Annotated in this window: 18 protein-coding genes; 10 read left to right on the top strand and 8 right to left on the bottom strand. The window is 71.6% G+C overall.

Annotated features, from left to right (window positions below; translation table 11 throughout):
* From IR155_RS04360 to IR155_RS16210, 4 genes are all read left to right on the top strand, one after another.
* Window positions 1-330 carry a metal-sulfur cluster assembly factor gene (locus tag IR155_RS04360; protein ID WP_135113548.1) on the top strand — a complete coding sequence of 110 codons (330 nt, stop codon included), beginning with the start codon at window positions 1-3 and terminating at the stop codon, window positions 328-330.
* Between the two features lie 471 nt (window positions 331-801).
* Window positions 802-1,956, top strand: a complete 1,155-nt coding sequence (locus IR155_RS04355) for a MalY/PatB family protein (RefSeq protein WP_135113546.1) — start codon at window positions 802-804, stop codon at window positions 1,954-1,956.
* Window positions 1,953-3,398 (top strand): MFS transporter, encoded by a 1,446-nt coding sequence (locus IR155_RS04350; protein ID WP_135113544.1) that lies wholly within the window; start codon window positions 1,953-1,955, stop codon window positions 3,396-3,398. The genes IR155_RS04355 and IR155_RS04350 overlap by 4 nt, the downstream gene beginning before the upstream one ends.
* A gap of 34 nt (window positions 3,399-3,432) precedes the next feature.
* Window positions 3,433-4,395: a siderophore-interacting protein gene (locus tag IR155_RS16210; RefSeq protein ID WP_233441097.1), complete on the top strand. Its 963-nt coding sequence runs from the start codon at window positions 3,433-3,435 to the stop codon at window positions 4,393-4,395.
* A gap of 6 nt (window positions 4,396-4,401) precedes the next feature.
* On the opposite strand, the gene IR155_RS04340 is transcribed toward IR155_RS16210, so the two are convergent.
* Complete coding sequence (locus IR155_RS04340; RefSeq protein WP_228066641.1) at window positions 4,402-4,983, bottom strand: TetR family transcriptional regulator; 582 nt, start codon at window positions 4,981-4,983, stop codon at window positions 4,402-4,404.
* A 71-nt stretch (window positions 4,984-5,054) separates the two neighbouring features.
* Between IR155_RS04340 and IR155_RS04335 the strand changes: the two genes are divergently transcribed.
* The 5 genes from IR155_RS04335 to IR155_RS04315 all read left to right on the top strand — a co-directional run bounded on the left by IR155_RS04335 (window position 5,055) and on the right by IR155_RS04315 (window position 9,068).
* Window positions 5,055-5,669, top strand: coding sequence for a biotin transporter BioY (locus tag IR155_RS04335; protein ID WP_135113542.1), 615 nt, complete (start codon window positions 5,055-5,057; stop codon window positions 5,667-5,669).
* Window positions 5,666-6,400 (top strand): energy-coupling factor ABC transporter ATP-binding protein, encoded by a 735-nt coding sequence (locus tag IR155_RS04330; RefSeq protein ID WP_135113540.1) that lies wholly within the window; start codon window positions 5,666-5,668, stop codon window positions 6,398-6,400. Before IR155_RS04335 ends, IR155_RS04330 begins: the two co-directional genes overlap by 4 nt.
* Entirely contained in the window at window positions 6,397-6,990 is a 594-nt protein-coding gene (locus IR155_RS04325; RefSeq protein ID WP_135113539.1) for an energy-coupling factor transporter transmembrane component T family protein, read from the top strand. Before IR155_RS04330 ends, IR155_RS04325 begins: the two co-directional genes overlap by 4 nt.
* Window positions 6,987-7,340: a CHY zinc finger protein gene (locus IR155_RS04320; protein ID WP_233441096.1), complete on the top strand. Its 354-nt coding sequence runs from the start codon at window positions 6,987-6,989 to the stop codon at window positions 7,338-7,340. Before IR155_RS04325 ends, IR155_RS04320 begins: the two co-directional genes overlap by 4 nt.
* A 129-nt stretch (window positions 7,341-7,469) precedes the next feature.
* Window positions 7,470-9,068: an ABC-F family ATP-binding cassette domain-containing protein gene (locus IR155_RS04315; protein WP_135113648.1), complete on the top strand. Its 1,599-nt coding sequence runs from the start codon at window positions 7,470-7,472 to the stop codon at window positions 9,066-9,068.
* An 8-nt stretch (window positions 9,069-9,076) separates the two neighbouring features.
* On the opposite strand, the gene IR155_RS04310 is transcribed toward IR155_RS04315, so the two are convergent.
* From IR155_RS04310 to IR155_RS04300, 3 genes are read right to left on the bottom strand one after another with little or no spacing between them, the layout of a single operon-like run.
* Window positions 9,077-9,922 carry an SURF1 family cytochrome oxidase biogenesis protein gene (locus IR155_RS04310; protein ID WP_135113537.1) on the bottom strand — a complete coding sequence of 282 codons (846 nt, stop codon included), beginning with the start codon at window positions 9,920-9,922 and terminating at the stop codon, window positions 9,077-9,079.
* Window positions 9,919-10,155 carry a hypothetical protein gene (locus tag IR155_RS04305; protein WP_135113535.1) on the bottom strand — a complete coding sequence of 79 codons (237 nt, stop codon included), beginning with the start codon at window positions 10,153-10,155 and terminating at the stop codon, window positions 9,919-9,921. Before IR155_RS04305 ends, IR155_RS04310 begins: the two co-directional genes overlap by 4 nt.
* Window positions 10,152-10,598, bottom strand: coding sequence for a DUF3099 domain-containing protein (locus tag IR155_RS04300; RefSeq protein ID WP_135113533.1), 447 nt, complete (start codon window positions 10,596-10,598; stop codon window positions 10,152-10,154). Before IR155_RS04300 ends, IR155_RS04305 begins: the two co-directional genes overlap by 4 nt.
* A 147-nt stretch (window positions 10,599-10,745) precedes the next feature.
* On the opposite strand from IR155_RS04300, the gene fabG reads away from it, so the two are divergent.
* Window positions 10,746-11,462, top strand: coding sequence for a 3-oxoacyl-ACP reductase FabG (gene fabG, locus IR155_RS04295; RefSeq protein WP_135113531.1), 717 nt, complete (start codon window positions 10,746-10,748; stop codon window positions 11,460-11,462).
* On the opposite strand, the gene IR155_RS04290 is transcribed toward fabG, so the two are convergent.
* The 4 genes from IR155_RS04290 to IR155_RS04275 are packed head-to-tail and all read right to left on the bottom strand — an operon-like array spanning window position 11,459 to window position 14,763.
* Window positions 11,459-12,157 carry an alpha/beta fold hydrolase gene (locus IR155_RS04290; protein ID WP_167760702.1) on the bottom strand — a complete coding sequence of 233 codons (699 nt, stop codon included), beginning with the start codon at window positions 12,155-12,157 and terminating at the stop codon, window positions 11,459-11,461. The two genes, fabG and IR155_RS04290, sit on opposite strands and share 4 nt — an antisense overlap.
* Window positions 12,158-12,166: 9 nt before the next feature.
* Window positions 12,167-12,898: an alpha/beta fold hydrolase gene (locus tag IR155_RS04285; RefSeq protein ID WP_135113529.1), complete on the bottom strand. Its 732-nt coding sequence runs from the start codon at window positions 12,896-12,898 to the stop codon at window positions 12,167-12,169.
* A complete protein-coding gene (locus tag IR155_RS04280; protein ID WP_135113527.1) occupies window positions 12,898-13,422 on the bottom strand; it encodes an NUDIX hydrolase in 525 nt (174 codons plus the stop codon). The genes IR155_RS04285 and IR155_RS04280 overlap by 1 nt, the downstream gene beginning before the upstream one ends.
* Window positions 13,423-13,443: 21 nt before the next feature.
* The gene (locus IR155_RS04275; protein ID WP_135113525.1) at window positions 13,444-14,763 is read right to left on the bottom strand and encodes an HNH endonuclease signature motif containing protein; all 1,320 of its coding nucleotides are present in this window, start codon (window positions 14,761-14,763) and stop codon (window positions 13,444-13,446) included.
* Between the last annotated feature and the right edge of the window lie 31 nt (window positions 14,764-14,794).

Genomic DNA, 14,794 nt, shown 5'->3' with positions numbered 1-14,794 from the left:
ATGAGCGCGACCCTCACGCCAGAGAAGTACGACGAGGTCACTGAGGCCCTCAAGGACGTCATGGACCCCGAACTCGGTGTCAACGTCGTCGATCTCGGCCTCATCTACGACCTCGCGTGGGACGACGAGAACGACGCCCTCATCATCCACATGACCCTCACCAGCGCCGGCTGCCCGCTGACCGACGTGCTCGAGGAGCAGACGGCGCAGGCGCTGGACGACGTCGTGGAGCGATTCCGGATCAACTGGGTCTGGATGCCGCCGTGGGGTCCGGAGCGGATCACGGACGACGGCCGCGACATGATGCGGGCGCTGGGGTTCGCTATCTGATTTCCCGCTTCGCGGGGTAGTGCATCGAGCGTGCGCGATCTCTCGCCCGGCGCTTCGCGCCGGGGCTCGGGATCGCGGGCTGTCGCTTCGCTCCATCCCCGACGGGGGTCGCGTTGTGGAGATGGTCGGCAGTCGCTTCGCTCCACGCTCGCTTCGCTCGCACAGCATTGTTCAGAAGCGGCTCGCACGCTTCGGGGCCGCAAGCGGCGCCCTCGCGAGCGAGGCACCGTCGCTGGCGCTCCGTTGCGGCAGCGCTTCGCGCTGCGGGGTCGCTTCGCTCCACGCTCGCTTCGCTCGCAGGGGGTTACGGCCTGAGGGCTTCGCTCGCAGGGGTTGCGGCCTGGGGGCTTCGCTCGCAGGGGTTGCAGTCTGTGGGCTTCGCTCGCACAGCATTGTTCAGAAGCGGCTCGCACGCTTTGGGGCCCGGGGGAGACTCCGGGCCCTTCGGCGTTCGCCGGTAGGCTCGAGCGGGTGAGCATCACCCCGCTGGAAGCGCTGCCCCTGGAGGAACTCCGCAGGCGGAGCAGCTCGAAGTGGCGCACCTACCCCGCCGACATCCTGCCCCTGTTCGTCGCGGAGACAGACTTCGCGCTGGCGCCCGCCATCACGCGCGCGCTGGCCGCCGCGGTCGAGCGCGGCGACACCGGCTACACCCCGCCCCGCACGGGGCTGCCCGCCGCGTTCGCGGGCTTCGCCGAGCGCCGGTTCGGCTGGACCATCGACCAGGAGCGCGTGCGCACGACGTGCGACGTGATGATGGGCGTCGCGGAACTGCTGCGCGCGGTGACCGAGCCGGGCGACCGGGTCATCGTCACCCCGCCCGTGTATCCGCCGTTCTTCATGGTGAACGAGGAGTCGCGCACCGAGGTCGAGCGCGTGCCGCTCCTCGCCGACGAGAACGGCTGGAGCCTCGATCTCGACGGCATCGACGCCGCGTTCGCGCGCGGCGCGAAGGCGATGCTGCTGTGCAACCCCCACAACCCCACGGGCACGGTCCACTCGCGCGAGGCGCTTGCCGAGCTCGCACGCATCGCCCATCGGCACGGCGCGTGGGTCATCAGCGACGAGATCCACGCCCCGCTGACCCTTCCCGGCGCGACCTTCACGCCCTTCCTCGACGCGGCGCCGGAGGCCGCGGAGGTCGGGTTCGCGCTGACGAGCGCGAGCAAGGCGTTCAACCTCGCCGGCCTGAAATGCGCGTTCATCATCACGGCCGCGGACGCACCCTCCCGGATCGTCAGCGACCTGCCGGCCGAGGTCGAGTGGCGCACGTCCCTGTTCGGCGTGTTCGCCAACGTCGCCGCGTTCGAGGAGAGCGACGAGTGGCTCGACGCCCTGATCGCGCGGCTCGACCTCAACCGCTTCCTGCTGCGCGACCTCCTCGCCGAGCACGTTCCCGGGGCCCGCTATCTGCCCGGCCAGGGCGGCTACCTCGCGTGGGTGGACCTGTCCGCCCTCGGGTGGGGCGACAACCCCGCCGCCCGGATCCGGAAGGAGGCGGGCGTCGCGCTCCACCTCGGTCCGCTGTTCGGCGACGAGGGACGCGGCCACGTCCGGATCAACTTCGGCACCGGGCCGGAGATCCTCACGGAGGCCGTCACGCGCATCGGTGCGCTCGCGCGATGACCGGCCCCCTCAACCCGGAACCGCACGGCCTCACCCGTCCGATCCCCGTCGCCCATGTGGATGCGGAGGGTGCACGCTCGCTGTGGGATCCTCGCGTCGCCTGGGTGACCGCGGGCTCCGTCTCGCTGATCTTCCTGGCGGCGCTGACGTCGCTCGCCCTCACCACCGTGATGCCGATCGTGAGCGAGGCCCTCGACGGCGACGCGCTGTTCGCGCTGGCGTTCTCCGGCACGCTCGCCACCGGCGTCATCGGCATGGTCGCCGCCGGCGCATGGTCGGACCGATCCGGTCCCGTGCTGCCGCTGTTCACCGCGGTGGCGCTCTTCGTCGCGGGGCTCGCGATCGACGCCCTGGCGCCGACCATGGAGATCCTTGTCCTCGGGCGGCTCATCACCGGGCTGGGGTCCGGCGCCCAGGTCGTGGCGCTGTACGTCGTCGTCGCCCGCGTGTATCCGTCAGCGCTTCACGGCCGCGTGATGGCGGCGTTCTCGGCGGCGTGGGTGGTGCCGTCCCTCGTCGGTCCGTCCGTGGCCGGCATCGTCACCGAGCACCTCGGCTGGCGCTGGGTGTTCGCGGGTCTCGGAGCTCTCACCATCGTCGCGTTCACGATGATCCTGCCGCGGCTGCTTCACCTGCGCGGCCCCGCAGAGGGCGGTGCGATCCCGCAGGGCGGCGTGGCCCGGCGGCTCATGTTCGCCGTCGTCGTGGCGGTGGCGGCGCTCGCGCTCGGCATCACGGGCGAGCTCGCCGAGTCGCTCGACCCGGCGCTCGGCTGGGGGATCGCCGGGGTCACGCTCGTCGTCATCGGCGCGACCATCCTGCCGCTGCTGCCTAAGCGCACCCTGCGGAGCGCGCGGGGGCTTCCCAGCGTGGTGCTGATGCGTGGGCTGATCGCCGGCGCCCTGTTCGGCGCCGAGATCTACGTTCCGTACCTGCTGATCGATCATTACGACTTCACGCCGACCTGGGCGGGGCTCGGGCTGACCACCGCGGCGATCGCGTGGGCCATCAGCGCACAGGTGTCAGGCCGGTTCGGCGATCGGATCGGCAACACCAGGATCGCCGCGACGGGTGTCGTGCTGCTTCTCGTCGCCGCGGCGGCGTGCGCCGTGACGGCGCTGCTCGCGCTGCCGCCCGTGGTGCCGATCGCGCTCTGGTCGTTCGCCGGGTTCGGGATGGGCCTGATGTATCCGCGCCTGACCGTGCTGACGCTCGCCTACTCGGATCGCGCGAACGAGGGCTTCAACTCGGCCGCGCTGCAGATCAGCGACTCGGTCGGCGCTTCGGCGACGATCGCGGTGATGGGTCTTGCGTTCACATCGCTCGCGGGCACCGGCGCCGGTTTCCCCGTCGTGTTCGCCATCGCGGGCGCGCTGGCGATCCTCGCCCTCGTGCCGGGCCTGCGTCTCGGCCACGCCCACGAACTGACTCAACACAGGTGAGGCTGTCCTAACTTCATCCCGTAGACTCGTCGCCGTGACCACCATCGCGCCGCCTGTCATCCGCCCCGCGTACCGCCCGTACCGTGCTGTCGTGCGGCGCGTCGAACGGCTGAGTCCGCACTTCGCGCGGATCACGTTCGCGAGCGACGAGTTCGAGAACTTCGGCACGGCGGGGCTCGATCAGCGGATCAAGCTGATCTTCCCGTTCGCGGACGGATCGCTCTGCGACGTGGGTCAGGACGACGAGGAGCGCCGGCTCGCCGGCGACTGGTACGACACCTGGCGCGCGCTGCCCGAGGAGCGCCGCAACCCGTTCCGCACCTACACGGTCCGCCGGATCGATCCGGTCGCTCGCCTGCTCACCGTCGACTTCGTTGTGCACCACGACGCGGGCCCCGCCGGCACCTGGGCCGAGAACGTGCGCGGCGGCGAGGAGATCGTCATCGTGGGCCCGGACGAGCGCAGCCCGCATTCGCGGGGCGGCATCGACTTCCGGCCCGCGAACGCCTCGCGGCTGCTCCTCATCGGCGACGAGACCGCCGTGCCCGCGATCGGCGGCATCCTCGACTGCCTGCCCGAGGGGCGGACGGCCGACGTGTTCGTCGAGGTGCCGAGCGTCGCCGACGCCGGGGTGTTCGAGGCGCCGAACGCGGGCGTGAACATCCGCTGGATCGTGCGCGAGCGCGAGGGCGGCGCCGAGCGGGAGCACGGCGAGGCGCTGATCGAGGCCGTCGCCGACTGGGCGCAGGCGCACCGCGATGTGCTGTCCGTGGCCGCGGCCCCGCGACCGCAGGAGCTCGCCGACGTCGACGTCGACCGCGAGATGCTGTGGGACAGCCCCGACCCGATCGAGGGCGAGTTCTACGCCTGGATCGCGGGGGAGGCGGCAACCATCAAGCAGCTGCGCCGGCTGCTTGTGTCGACGCACGGCGTCGACCGCCGCCGTGTCGCCTTCATGGGCTACTGGCGCCGGGGAATCGCCGAGCGCACGGGCTGAGCGGGCTCAGCCCGTGACGTCGAGGCCGGCGAGGATCATCCGCACTCCCGCCGAGAAGTCCGCGGAGGTCGTTGCCACGACGTCCGCCTCGTCCTGAGGATAGGCGCCGAACCTCGCCGCCTGAATGCGCTGCTGCACGAGCGACGCATGTCCGAGGATGAACTGAAGCAGCACTGTCGCCGCGGACGCCGCCGCGTCGCCGCCACCGAGCGCCTGGGCAAGGCGCCGGTGCGTGGCCTCGGACCCGAGGCCGAGTGCCTGCGTGCTCAGCACGACCTCCGCGCCGTCGCGGTGGCTCAGCAGCGCGTCCCGCAGCCCGATGGCCGCCGCTGTCACATCCGCGTCGCGGTCTCCGGTCGCCGGCGCGGCCTCCGCCGCTCCGACGATCCTGTCGGCGACCGCGGCGAGCAGCGACTGCTTGTTCTCGAAGTGCCAGTAGAGCGCGCTCGGCTGAACGCCGATCGCGCCGGCGAGCCGCCGCATCGAGAGGTCGGGGAGGCCCGTCTCCTCGAGCAGGCGTATGGCGGTGTCGATGATGCCGTCCCGTGTGTTGCGCTCCATGACGGGTCGCGCGTCACGGGATTCCATGCGGCTCAGTATAGTGAACGGTGTTCAGGTGAACAGTGTTCAGGTCGCTGTTCGACTTCTCAGGAGGAACCATGGCGTCGTCCGCCCGTTTCGAATCGCGCGATCTCGCACGCATCGCGATCTTCGCCGCGATCATCGTCGTGTTGGGCGTCGCCGGTCAGGTCCCGCTCCCGGTCGGCGTGCCCATCACCCTCCAGACGCTCGGGGTGATGCTCGCCGGGATCGTGCTCGGCCCGGTGCGTGGTGCGGCGGCCGTGCTCGTGGTCCTGCTGCTCGCCGCCGTGGGCCTCCCCGTGCTGTCCGGTGGCCGCGGCGGGCTGGATGTGTTCTTCGGGCCCACTGTCGGCTACATGATCGGCTGGATTCCCGGTGTGATCGTCACCGGCCTCCTCGCTCGCTCCGGACGGACCCGCGGGGCCGGCCCCGTGTGGTGGCGAGTCGCGCTCGGCGCGATCGTCGGCGGGATCGGGGTCGTCTACGCGTTCGGCGTGCCGGGCGTCGCCCTGGTCGTCGGCATCCCGCTGGCGGACGCGGCGGTGTCGAGCCTTGTCTTCATCCCCGGCGACCTGGCGAAGGCCTTCGTCGCGACCGTGCTGGCGCTCGCGCTGTGGCGGGCGTACCCGCCGGCGTTCGCCCTCGCGCCGGCCGCGCCGCGCGCCGGGGAGCCCGTGCCCGCCGCGCGATGACGCGCACGTCGGAGCCCGGTGCACCGGTGATCGAGCTCGACCGGGTCTCGGTCGAGCTCGGGGGCCGGGCGGTGCTGCGTGACGTCTCGGTGCGGCTGGATCAGGGCCGGATCGCCGTGATCGGGGCGAACGGATCCGGCAAGTCCACCTTCGCGCGGCTCCTCAACGGCCTCGTCGCGCCGAGGTCCGGCCGGGTGAGCGTGCACGGCATCGATGCCTCCCGCGAGGCGCGACGCATCCGGGACCTCGTGGGCTTCGTCTTCACCAACCCGGATGCCCAGATCCTCATGCCCACGGTCGCCGAGGACATCGCGCTGTCCCTGCGAGGCACCGGCCTGCCGCGCGACGCGGTCGCGGCGCGCGTCATGGCTGAGCTCGAGCGCTATGGGCTCGCCGACCGAGGCGACCAGCCCGTCTACAGCCTGTCCGGCGGGCAGAAGCAGCTGGTTGCGCTGATCGCCGTGCTCATCCGCCGGCCGGCGGTGCTCGTCGCGGACGAGCCGACGACGCTTCTCGACCTCGGCAACGCGCGGCGGATCGGCGAACTCCTCGCCCCCGCGGCCACGGAGGACGCGATCGCGGCACAGACGGTGATCGTCACCCACGACCTGGATCTCGCGGCACGCTGCGACGTCGCCCTGCGCTTCTCCGAGGGGCGCCTCGTCGAGGTGGGGGCGCCCGCCGAGGTGATCGCGCGGTACCGCGCGGAGCACGAGGACGCGCGACGGTGATCTCGCTCTACCGGCCGGGTACGAGCCCCCTGCACCGGGCGCCGGCGGGCGCGAAGCTCGCCGGCATGGCGGTGCTCGCGGTGGCGATCTCCCTCGTCGCCCGCACGCCGCTGATGGCCGGCGTCGCGGTGCTCGTGGTCTTCGGTGCCTTCCTGCTCGGCGGGTTCGGACCGGTCACGTGGCTCCGGCAGCTGTGGGCCGCGCGCTGGATCGCCGTGTTCGTCGCGGTCACCCAGTTCGTGTTCCTGACCCCCGCGGACGCCGTGGTCAACACCACGCGGGTCGTCTCCGTGGTGATGCTCGCGGGGCTGCTGACCCTCACGACGCGGACCTCGGAGCTGCTCGAGGCCCTGCAGCGGGTGCTGTCGCCGCTGCAGCGCCTGGGAGTCGATCCGTGGCGCGTGGGCTTCACGCTCACGCTGACGATCGCGCTGGTGCCGGTCGTCGCCGACTTCGCGGCGCGCATCCGCGAGGCCCAGCGCGCCCGCGGGGTGCGGATCGGCCCGCGCGGCATCGTGACGCTGCTTGTGATGTCGCTGCGGCACGCCGACGATGTCGCCGACGCGCTCACGGCACGGGGGATCGCGTGAGCACGGGAGATCGCGTGAGTGCGGGCATCCGGGTCGGCGTTCACCGCGTCCACGGTGCGGTGGTCGACGCGCAGACGCGCTGCGCGCACTGGGCGGGCCCGCTCGACGTGTTGGCGATCCTGTTCCCCTGCTGCGGCCGGTGGTACCCGTGTCACTCGTGCCACGAGGAGCACGCCGACCATCCGGCACGCCCGTGGCCGGCCCGCGTCCGCGAGGCGCAGGCGCTGCTGTGCGGCGTCTGCGGCGAGACGTCGTCGATCGACGAGTACCTCGCCGCGGGGCAGTGCGCCCGCTGTCGAGCCGGGTTCAACCCGAACTGCAGCCTCCACCACCACCTCTACTTCGCCTGAGAGCGGGCCGGCGCTCGGGAGACGCTCGGACGCGGGTCCCTATACTGGGACGCTGGCCCGCCTTCGACAGGTTCTCGGGCCGACACCCCCTGAGCAGGCCGCGCGACGCGCGGGGAATGGATGTCCGCTGTGCTCGCCGTGCACGACCTCGAGATCCGCGTCGGCGCGCGCATGCTCATGTCCGACGTCTCGTTCCGCGTCAGCCCCGGCGACAAGGTCGGCCTCGTCGGCCGCAACGGCGCCGGCAAGACCACGCTCACCAAGGTGCTCGCGGGTGACCTCATTCCGGCGAACGGCCGCGTGGAGCGCACCGGAGAGCTCGGCTACCTGCCGCAGGACCCCCGCAGCGGCGATCCGGAGCAGCTCGCGCGCACCCGCATCCTCGATGCCCGCGGGCTCGGCTCGCTGCAGCTCGGGATGCACGAGGCGTCGCTCGAGATGGCCTCCACGGACGAGAAGGTCGCCGCCAAGGCGATGAAGCGCTACGCGCACTACATGGAGCGGTTCGAGGCGCTCGGCGGGTACACGGCCGAGGCCGAGGCGGCGACGATCGCGAACAACCTCTCGCTTCCCGACCGCATCCTCGACCAGCCGCTGAAGACGCTCTCGGGCGGCCAGCGTCGCCGCATCGAGCTTGCGCGCATCCTGTTCTCCGACGCGGAGTCGATGATCCTGGACGAGCCGACGAACCACCTCGACGCCGACAGCGTCGTGTGGCTGCGCGACTTCCTGAAGTCGTACAAGGGCGGGCTGATCGTGATCAGCCACGACGTCGACCTCGTCGAGGAGACCGTGAACCGGGTGTTCTACCTGGACGGCAACCGCCAGGTCATCGACATCTACAACATGGGCTGGAAGCACTACCTGCGCCAGCGCGTCGCCGACGAGGAGCGCCGCAAGAAGGAGCGCGCCAACGCCGAGAAGAAGGCGTCGGCGCTGCAGGATCGCGCCGCCCGCTTCGGTGCGAAGGCGTCGAAGGCGGCCGCCGCGCACCAGATGGTCGCCCGCGCCGAGAAGCTGCTCGAGGGGCTCGAGGAGGTGCGCCAGGTCGACCGCGTCGCGGCGCTGCGCTTCCCGAAGCCGGCGCCCTGCGGCAAGACGCCGCTCATGGCGAAGTCGCTGTCGAAGTCGTACGGCGCGCTCGAGATCTTCGCGGGCGTCGACCTGGCGATCGATCGCGGCTCGAAGGTCGTTGTGCTCGGCCTCAACGGCGCGGGCAAGACCACGCTGCTGCGCATCCTCGCGGGCGCCGACAAGAGCGACACCGGGCAGATCGAGCCGGGCCACGGCCTGAAGATCGGCTACTACGCGCAGGAGCACGAGAACCTCGACGTGAAGCGCTCGGTGCTCGAGAACATGGTCTCGGCCGCGCCGAACCTGAACGAGACCGAGGCGCGCAAGGTGCTCGGCTCGTTCCTGTTCACGGGCGACGACGTCCACAAGCCGGCCGGCGTGCTGTCCGGCGGCGAGAAGACCCGCCTGTCGCTCGCGACCCTCGTGGTCTCGAGCGCGAACGTGCTGCTGCTCGACGAGCCGACGAACAACCTCGATCCGGCATCGCGCGAGGAGATCCTCGGCGCCCTTGCGCACTACGAGGGTGCGGTCGTCCTCGTCTCGCACGACGAGGGCGCCGTCGAGGCGCTGAACCCCGAGCGGGTGCTGCTGCTGCCCGACGGCGTCGAGGACATCTGGAACAAGTCGTACCTCGACCTGATCACGCTCGCGTAGGCGCGCGATCAGGCGTCGAGGAGCGCATCCTCTTCGTCGGCGTCGCGGTCGCGGCGGCGCGGCTTCGCGCGCGCGGGCGCCGCAGTCGGGAGCTCATCGTCGTCGTCACCCTCGGCGTCCTCGTGGCGCGCCCTGACCTCCGTGCGGATCATGTAGGCGATGAAGACGAAGCCCATGATGGCGAACAGGATCCACTGGATCGCGTACGACAGGTGCGGTCCGGGGTCCTCGGTGGGTGCGGCGACCGCGGCGGGGCGGGCCTCCGCCGGCGCCGGGTCCTCGCTGACGAGCTGGCCGTAGAACGCGGTCTCGGTCTCGGGACCCGTCAGGTCCGCCACCGACGGCAGGTGGATGGTCGGCAGCTGACCCTCGGGTGCGGAGCGACCGGATGACGGCAGGGGCTCGCCGGGACGGATCCGCGCGATCACGGTGACCTCGCCCGTGGGCGGGGCGGGCACCGCATCCGGGACGGCGTCCTCGCCCGGCGGGACCCAGCCGCGGTCGATCACGACGATCCGGCCGTCGGCGAGCTGGAAGGGCACAAGCACCTCGAACGCGCTTGTGCCGCCCTGCGCGCGGTTGCGGACGAGCAGCTGCTCCTCGGCCAGATAGCGCCCGGCGAGACGGACGGGGTGCCACTCGTCCTGAGGGGCGAACCCGCGGTCGAGCACCTCTTCGACCGGCAGGGGAGCGGCGTCGTAGTTCGCCTCGACGAGCTCGAGCATCGCGGCGCGGTCCTCGTTGCGCGTGAACTGCCAGTGCGACAGGAATCCGCACGCGATGGCGAACAGGACGGCGATGAGTGCGTAGACGCTCCAGCGCGTGGCGCGGTTCTGCGAGAAGGGGGCGCTCATGCGTCAGCCTCCTTGGGCACGCCGGCAGTGACCTCGAGCGGGAAGTCGCGTGCCGCGAGGAACTCGCGCAGGTAGTCGACGTGCGCGTCGCACGCGAGCCAGATCTTGCGGCGATCGGCCGTGTGGATCTTGGGGTTGCGCCACGCGATCGACCAGGTCGCCGTGTCGCCGCAGCCGGCACGCGAGCAGGTCGGCTCCGCGAGGCCTCCGCCGTTGAGCAGGTCGCCGATCATGTGCGGTCCTCGTCGTCGGGCGCGAAGGTGGGCCGCGCGGCGGGGTCGGCGGTGGGGCGCTCGGGGGTCTCGGCGGCGGGACGCGCGGTGGTCTCGGCGATGCGGATCACCGTCGGCTCCGCGGGGGCCGCTTCCGTCTTCTCCTCGACCGGAGCGGCGTCGAGCGCCGCCGCCACGGGACGTTCGGCGACGGGAACGTTGCGGCCGCTCGCGGCGTTCGCGCCGACCACGGCGATGTAGGGGAGGAAGATCGCGCCGACGGCGAAGACGAACGTGTACCAGCCGTAGGGCGTGATGAGTGCCATGAGAAGCAGGCAGGTGATCCGGATCCCCATCGTGAGCAGGTAGTTGCGCACGCGGACGCCCGCGTCGTCGGCCGGGGCGACCGGCAGCGAGGTCGCCGACTGCGCGGCGGAGGAGGGCTCTCGGCGGGGGGATCTCACGGTCCATCAAGCCTACGCCGCTGTCCCTCCGGTACAGCCGTGCGTCGGGATGCTTGTGCGCGCCCGCACCGGGGTCGGCGTGAGGTGCGTCAGTAGGCTTGCCAGGATCGGCGAGCCAGTGGATCGCCAGGACAGGAGAGCAGCATCGTGAGCAGTGCAGAGGGACGCGTCGTCCTCGTCACCGGCGGCAACCGCGGCATCGGTCGGGCCATCGCCGGGCGCTTCGTGGAGGAGGGCTACCGCGTCGCGGTGACCGCCCGCAGCGGCGAAGGACCCGAGGGCACGCTCACGGTGCGTGCGGACGTGACCGACGGCGCCGCGGTGGACGCCGCGTTCGCCGAGGTCGAGCAGCAGCTCGGCCCGGTCGAGATCGTCGTCGCGAACGCCGGCATCACCAAGGACACGCTGCTCATGCGGATGAGCGAGGACGACTTCGACAGCGTCGTCGCCACGAATCTCGGCGGATCGTTCCGCGTGGTCAAGCGCGCGTCGAAGGGGATGCTGAAGGCGCGGTTCGGTCGCGTCATCCTGATCTCGAGCGTCGTCGGTCTGCTGGGGTCGGCGGGCCAGGTCAACTACGCCTCGTCGAAGAGCGCACTGGTCGGCTTCGCTCGCTCGCTCACCCGGGAGCTGGGAGCGCGCGGCATCACCACGAACGTCGTCGCCCCGGGCTTCATCGAGACGGACATGACCGCCGAGCTTCCCGAGGCGACGCAGGCCGAGTACCGCAAGTCGATCCCCGCGGGCCGCTACGGCAGCGCCGCCGAGGTCGCCGCGGCCGTCACCTGGCTCGCCTCCGATGACGCCGGCTACATCTCCGGCGCCGTGATCCCGGTCGACGGTGGCCTCGGGATGGGGCACTAGACCCGGTCGGCGGCCTTCAGGATCTCGGCCGCCAGCAGTTCCGGCTTCGAGAACTGGGGCCAGTGGGCCGTGCCGAGCTTGACGACCTCGACGTGCTGGATCCGGTCGAAGTTCTCGCCCCAGGCCGGCCACTCCGCGAGCATCCCGCGCAGCTCGGCCTCGTCCTGCCCGCCCGCCAGAACCGTCACCGGCACCGCGAAGCGGCGGTCGTCGTTCAGCTGAAGCTCATCGGTGGGCACGCGCGCAGGGACGGACTTCGTCGTCGGCGCGGTGCGCCTGCGCGTCTCGTCATCGAGATCGGCGGCATCGTCGCCGAAGAAGTCCCAGCCGGGGAACGGCACGACACCGTCGACCAGCGGGAACTCGGAGATGCCCGAGCCGCTCGGCGGCGGCATCGTGTCCACCAGGATGACGCGGCTCACCTTCTCGGGGCGGCGATCGGCGACGCCCCACGCGACGTTGCCGCCGCCCGAGTGGCCGACCACGACGACGGGGCCTGCGGTCGCGTCGACGCGCTGCACAACCGCGTCGACCCAGTCGTCGATGCCGACGTCCTGCGACTCGGTCGCGGGAGCGCCGACGCCCGGGAGGGTGAGCGGGCGCACGCGGTGTCCCGCGGCTTCGAGCGTCGGGACCACGTCGTCCCACGAGGAGGCGTCGAGCCAGAGGCCCGGGATCAGGATGATGTCTGCCATGCCCGCAGGCTATGACGGGCCACCGACATCCGGCGAGAAGATCTCGGGCAGAGCCGCGACGAAGGCGTCGAAGTGGCTGTACCAGACGGTGTGGGCGGCGCCGGGGATGCTGCGGACGTCCACGCCGTGCTCCCACAGCACCCGGACATCCGCGTCGGTGACGAACTCGCTCGGCTCGGCGCGCAGGACGATCGATCCGGGGGAAGGCGCCCAGGATCCGCCCGGGCCCGCGGAAATCGAGGCGGATGTCGCCGGATCGAATCGCTCGGCAGCACGTCCCTCGACGACGGCGTCCGCCTCGCTGTAGTGGGAGCGGGTCTCACGCAGCCGCTGCGGGGTCCGGACCCGCTTGTCGCGCTTGTATCGCGCCAGGGTGGCGTCGCGATCCGCGCCACCGGGGAACGCGAGGGGCGCGTCCACATACACCGCGAGACGGGGCCGCATCCTCTCCGCGGCCGCCGCGAGCAGGAGTGCGCCGTACGAGTGTCCGATCGCGACGGCGGGCGGATGGTCGACGAACGCCCGCACCGTGTCGACGACAGCGTCGGCGGCGCCCTCGAGCGTCATCGTCGGGTCGCGCGGCGACAGCCCGTGCCCCGGCAGGTCGAGGGCGAGGACGCGGTACCCCGCGTCGACGAGCAGCGGCACGACCCGCTGCCAGCTCTCGGCGGAGCCGAGCATCCCGTGCAGCAAGACTGCGCAGCGAGGTCCGCTGCCGGCCTCCACGACATTGAGCAGCATCAGCGCAGCCCCTGGCCGATGGCGTCCTTCATCGGCTGCCAGAGCGCGTCGAGACGTGGGAGCCACGGCGCGGCGAACGCGTCGAGGTTCCGGAGGTGCTCGACGTCATCCGTGGTGACCCAGTCGGCCTCCGCCACCTCTTCGGGATCAAGCGCCAGCACTGACCCATCCGGAAACGGCGCCGTATAGATGTCGACGAGAGCCGAGGGCTCGGGGAATCGGCCGACGAACCGGAAGCGGGCCGGATCGGGGGACAGGCCGGTCTCCTCGCGGAGCTCACGGGTGGCCGCCTCGACGCTCGTCTCGCCGGCGAGGGCGCTCCCGGCGGGGAACTCCCACGTCAGCGGATAGTCCTTCCCGGCGGCGCGGCGGGTGATCAACACCGCACCATCAGGCCGGTAGACGCAGGTCGCGGAAACAATGTGGAAGAACCCGGGCGGGATCTCGCCGATCCCGCGCCGGTGGGTGCGTCCCACCGGGCGTCCGCGATCGTCCGTCAGGTCCCAGAGTTCACCCGTGCCCATGCGTCCATGCTGGCAGGCGCGTCAGAAGGGGGCGCGTGGCCCGCCGGTGTAGATGAGGGATGGGCCTTCGGTGTAGTCGTAGCCGCAGGGACTGGTGATGCGGGTGCGACCGTGCCCGAGGTTCTGCCATCGCCAGGGGGCGTGGTGCTTGAGCATGTGGTGCTGCTCGCAGACGCAGTTCAGGTTGTCGACGTCCGTGACTCCGCCCGCCGAGTAGGGGATCGTGTGGTCGAGGTCGCAGTGCTTGGCCTTGGTCTCGCACCCGGGGACGCGGCAGGTCTTGTCCCGTGCGAGGAGGTACCGGCGTTGGGCCGCCGTGGGGGTGTAGTGGTCGACGGTGAGCAGGGCCCCGGTGTCGGGATCGAGGAAGATCCGCTCCCAGCCGGCGGTCGTGCCGGCGAGACGGCGGGCCGTGTCGGGGTCGATGGGGCCGTAGCCGGCAAGGAGGGCGGGGCCGTCGTCGAGGCCGATGAGGGTGGTGACGGGGATGGTGATCTCCACCGTGGCGCGGATGTCCTGCTCGATGTCGTGCCCGGTCGGGATGCCGGTCAGGAGGAGGTCGAGGGCGAGGTCGGCGCGCAGCTGGCCGAGGTGACGATCGTCGTGGTACTTCGCCGCGTCCGGGGACTGCGGCGCTGGCTCGATGCCGTCGAGTTCGCGGGTCACCCGGCGCCGGTCGCGTATGACGGCGCGGGCACGGGCGGTGAGGCGATCGTAGGCCCCGTGGATGGCGACGGCGTTGCCGATGATGGCGAGCATCGACTGCCCGTCGGGGAGGTCATCCAGGAACACCCGTCGCTCGGCGCGGGCCTTCTCGTGGCGGACCGCGAGCACGTCGGGGTGGTGCCGTTCGGCCACCAGAGAGGCGGTCTCCTTCGTGCGGTGCGGCGTGGTCTTCTCCGCCAGCGCGACGACCTCTGCCTCGTACGCGGCCCGCGCCTCGGGGGCGGGGATGCCGATGCCGGCGGCGCTGATCTCGCGGGCGTGACGGTCGGTGATACGTCCCGCCGCCAGGGCGGCGTGTGTGGCCGGGAACTTCTCGACGAGCTCGGCGGCGCGCTCCATTCGCCCCTGCATCGCCCGAGGCGACTCCCGAAGCGCCAACGCGAGCTCGGTGGCCATCGACCGGAGGGGGAACGCGTACTCGCTGGGCGACGGCATCCGCTCGATCTGCCCGACCGCGATGCCGGTCAGTGCTGCCAGCTCTGTCGCCTCCTGCGCATCCAGCCGCGCCCGCTCGGCCCGGATCTCCTTCAGTCGCTCGACACCCGCACGCGTCCGCGCCTTCTCACCCGAGGTGAAACCCCAGGTGAGACCGTCGGAATCCGTGAACTTCGGCATACATCAAGTGTCCCACGAACCTCGGACATTC

This window comes from Microbacterium paludicola (assembly GCF_015235415.1).
In the GTDB taxonomy this organism is placed as follows: Bacteria; Actinomycetota; Actinomycetes; order Actinomycetales; family Microbacteriaceae; genus Microbacterium; species Microbacterium paludicola.
Note: the sequence above shows the minus strand (reverse complement) of the source record. Positions and strands in the feature narration are given on the sequence as shown.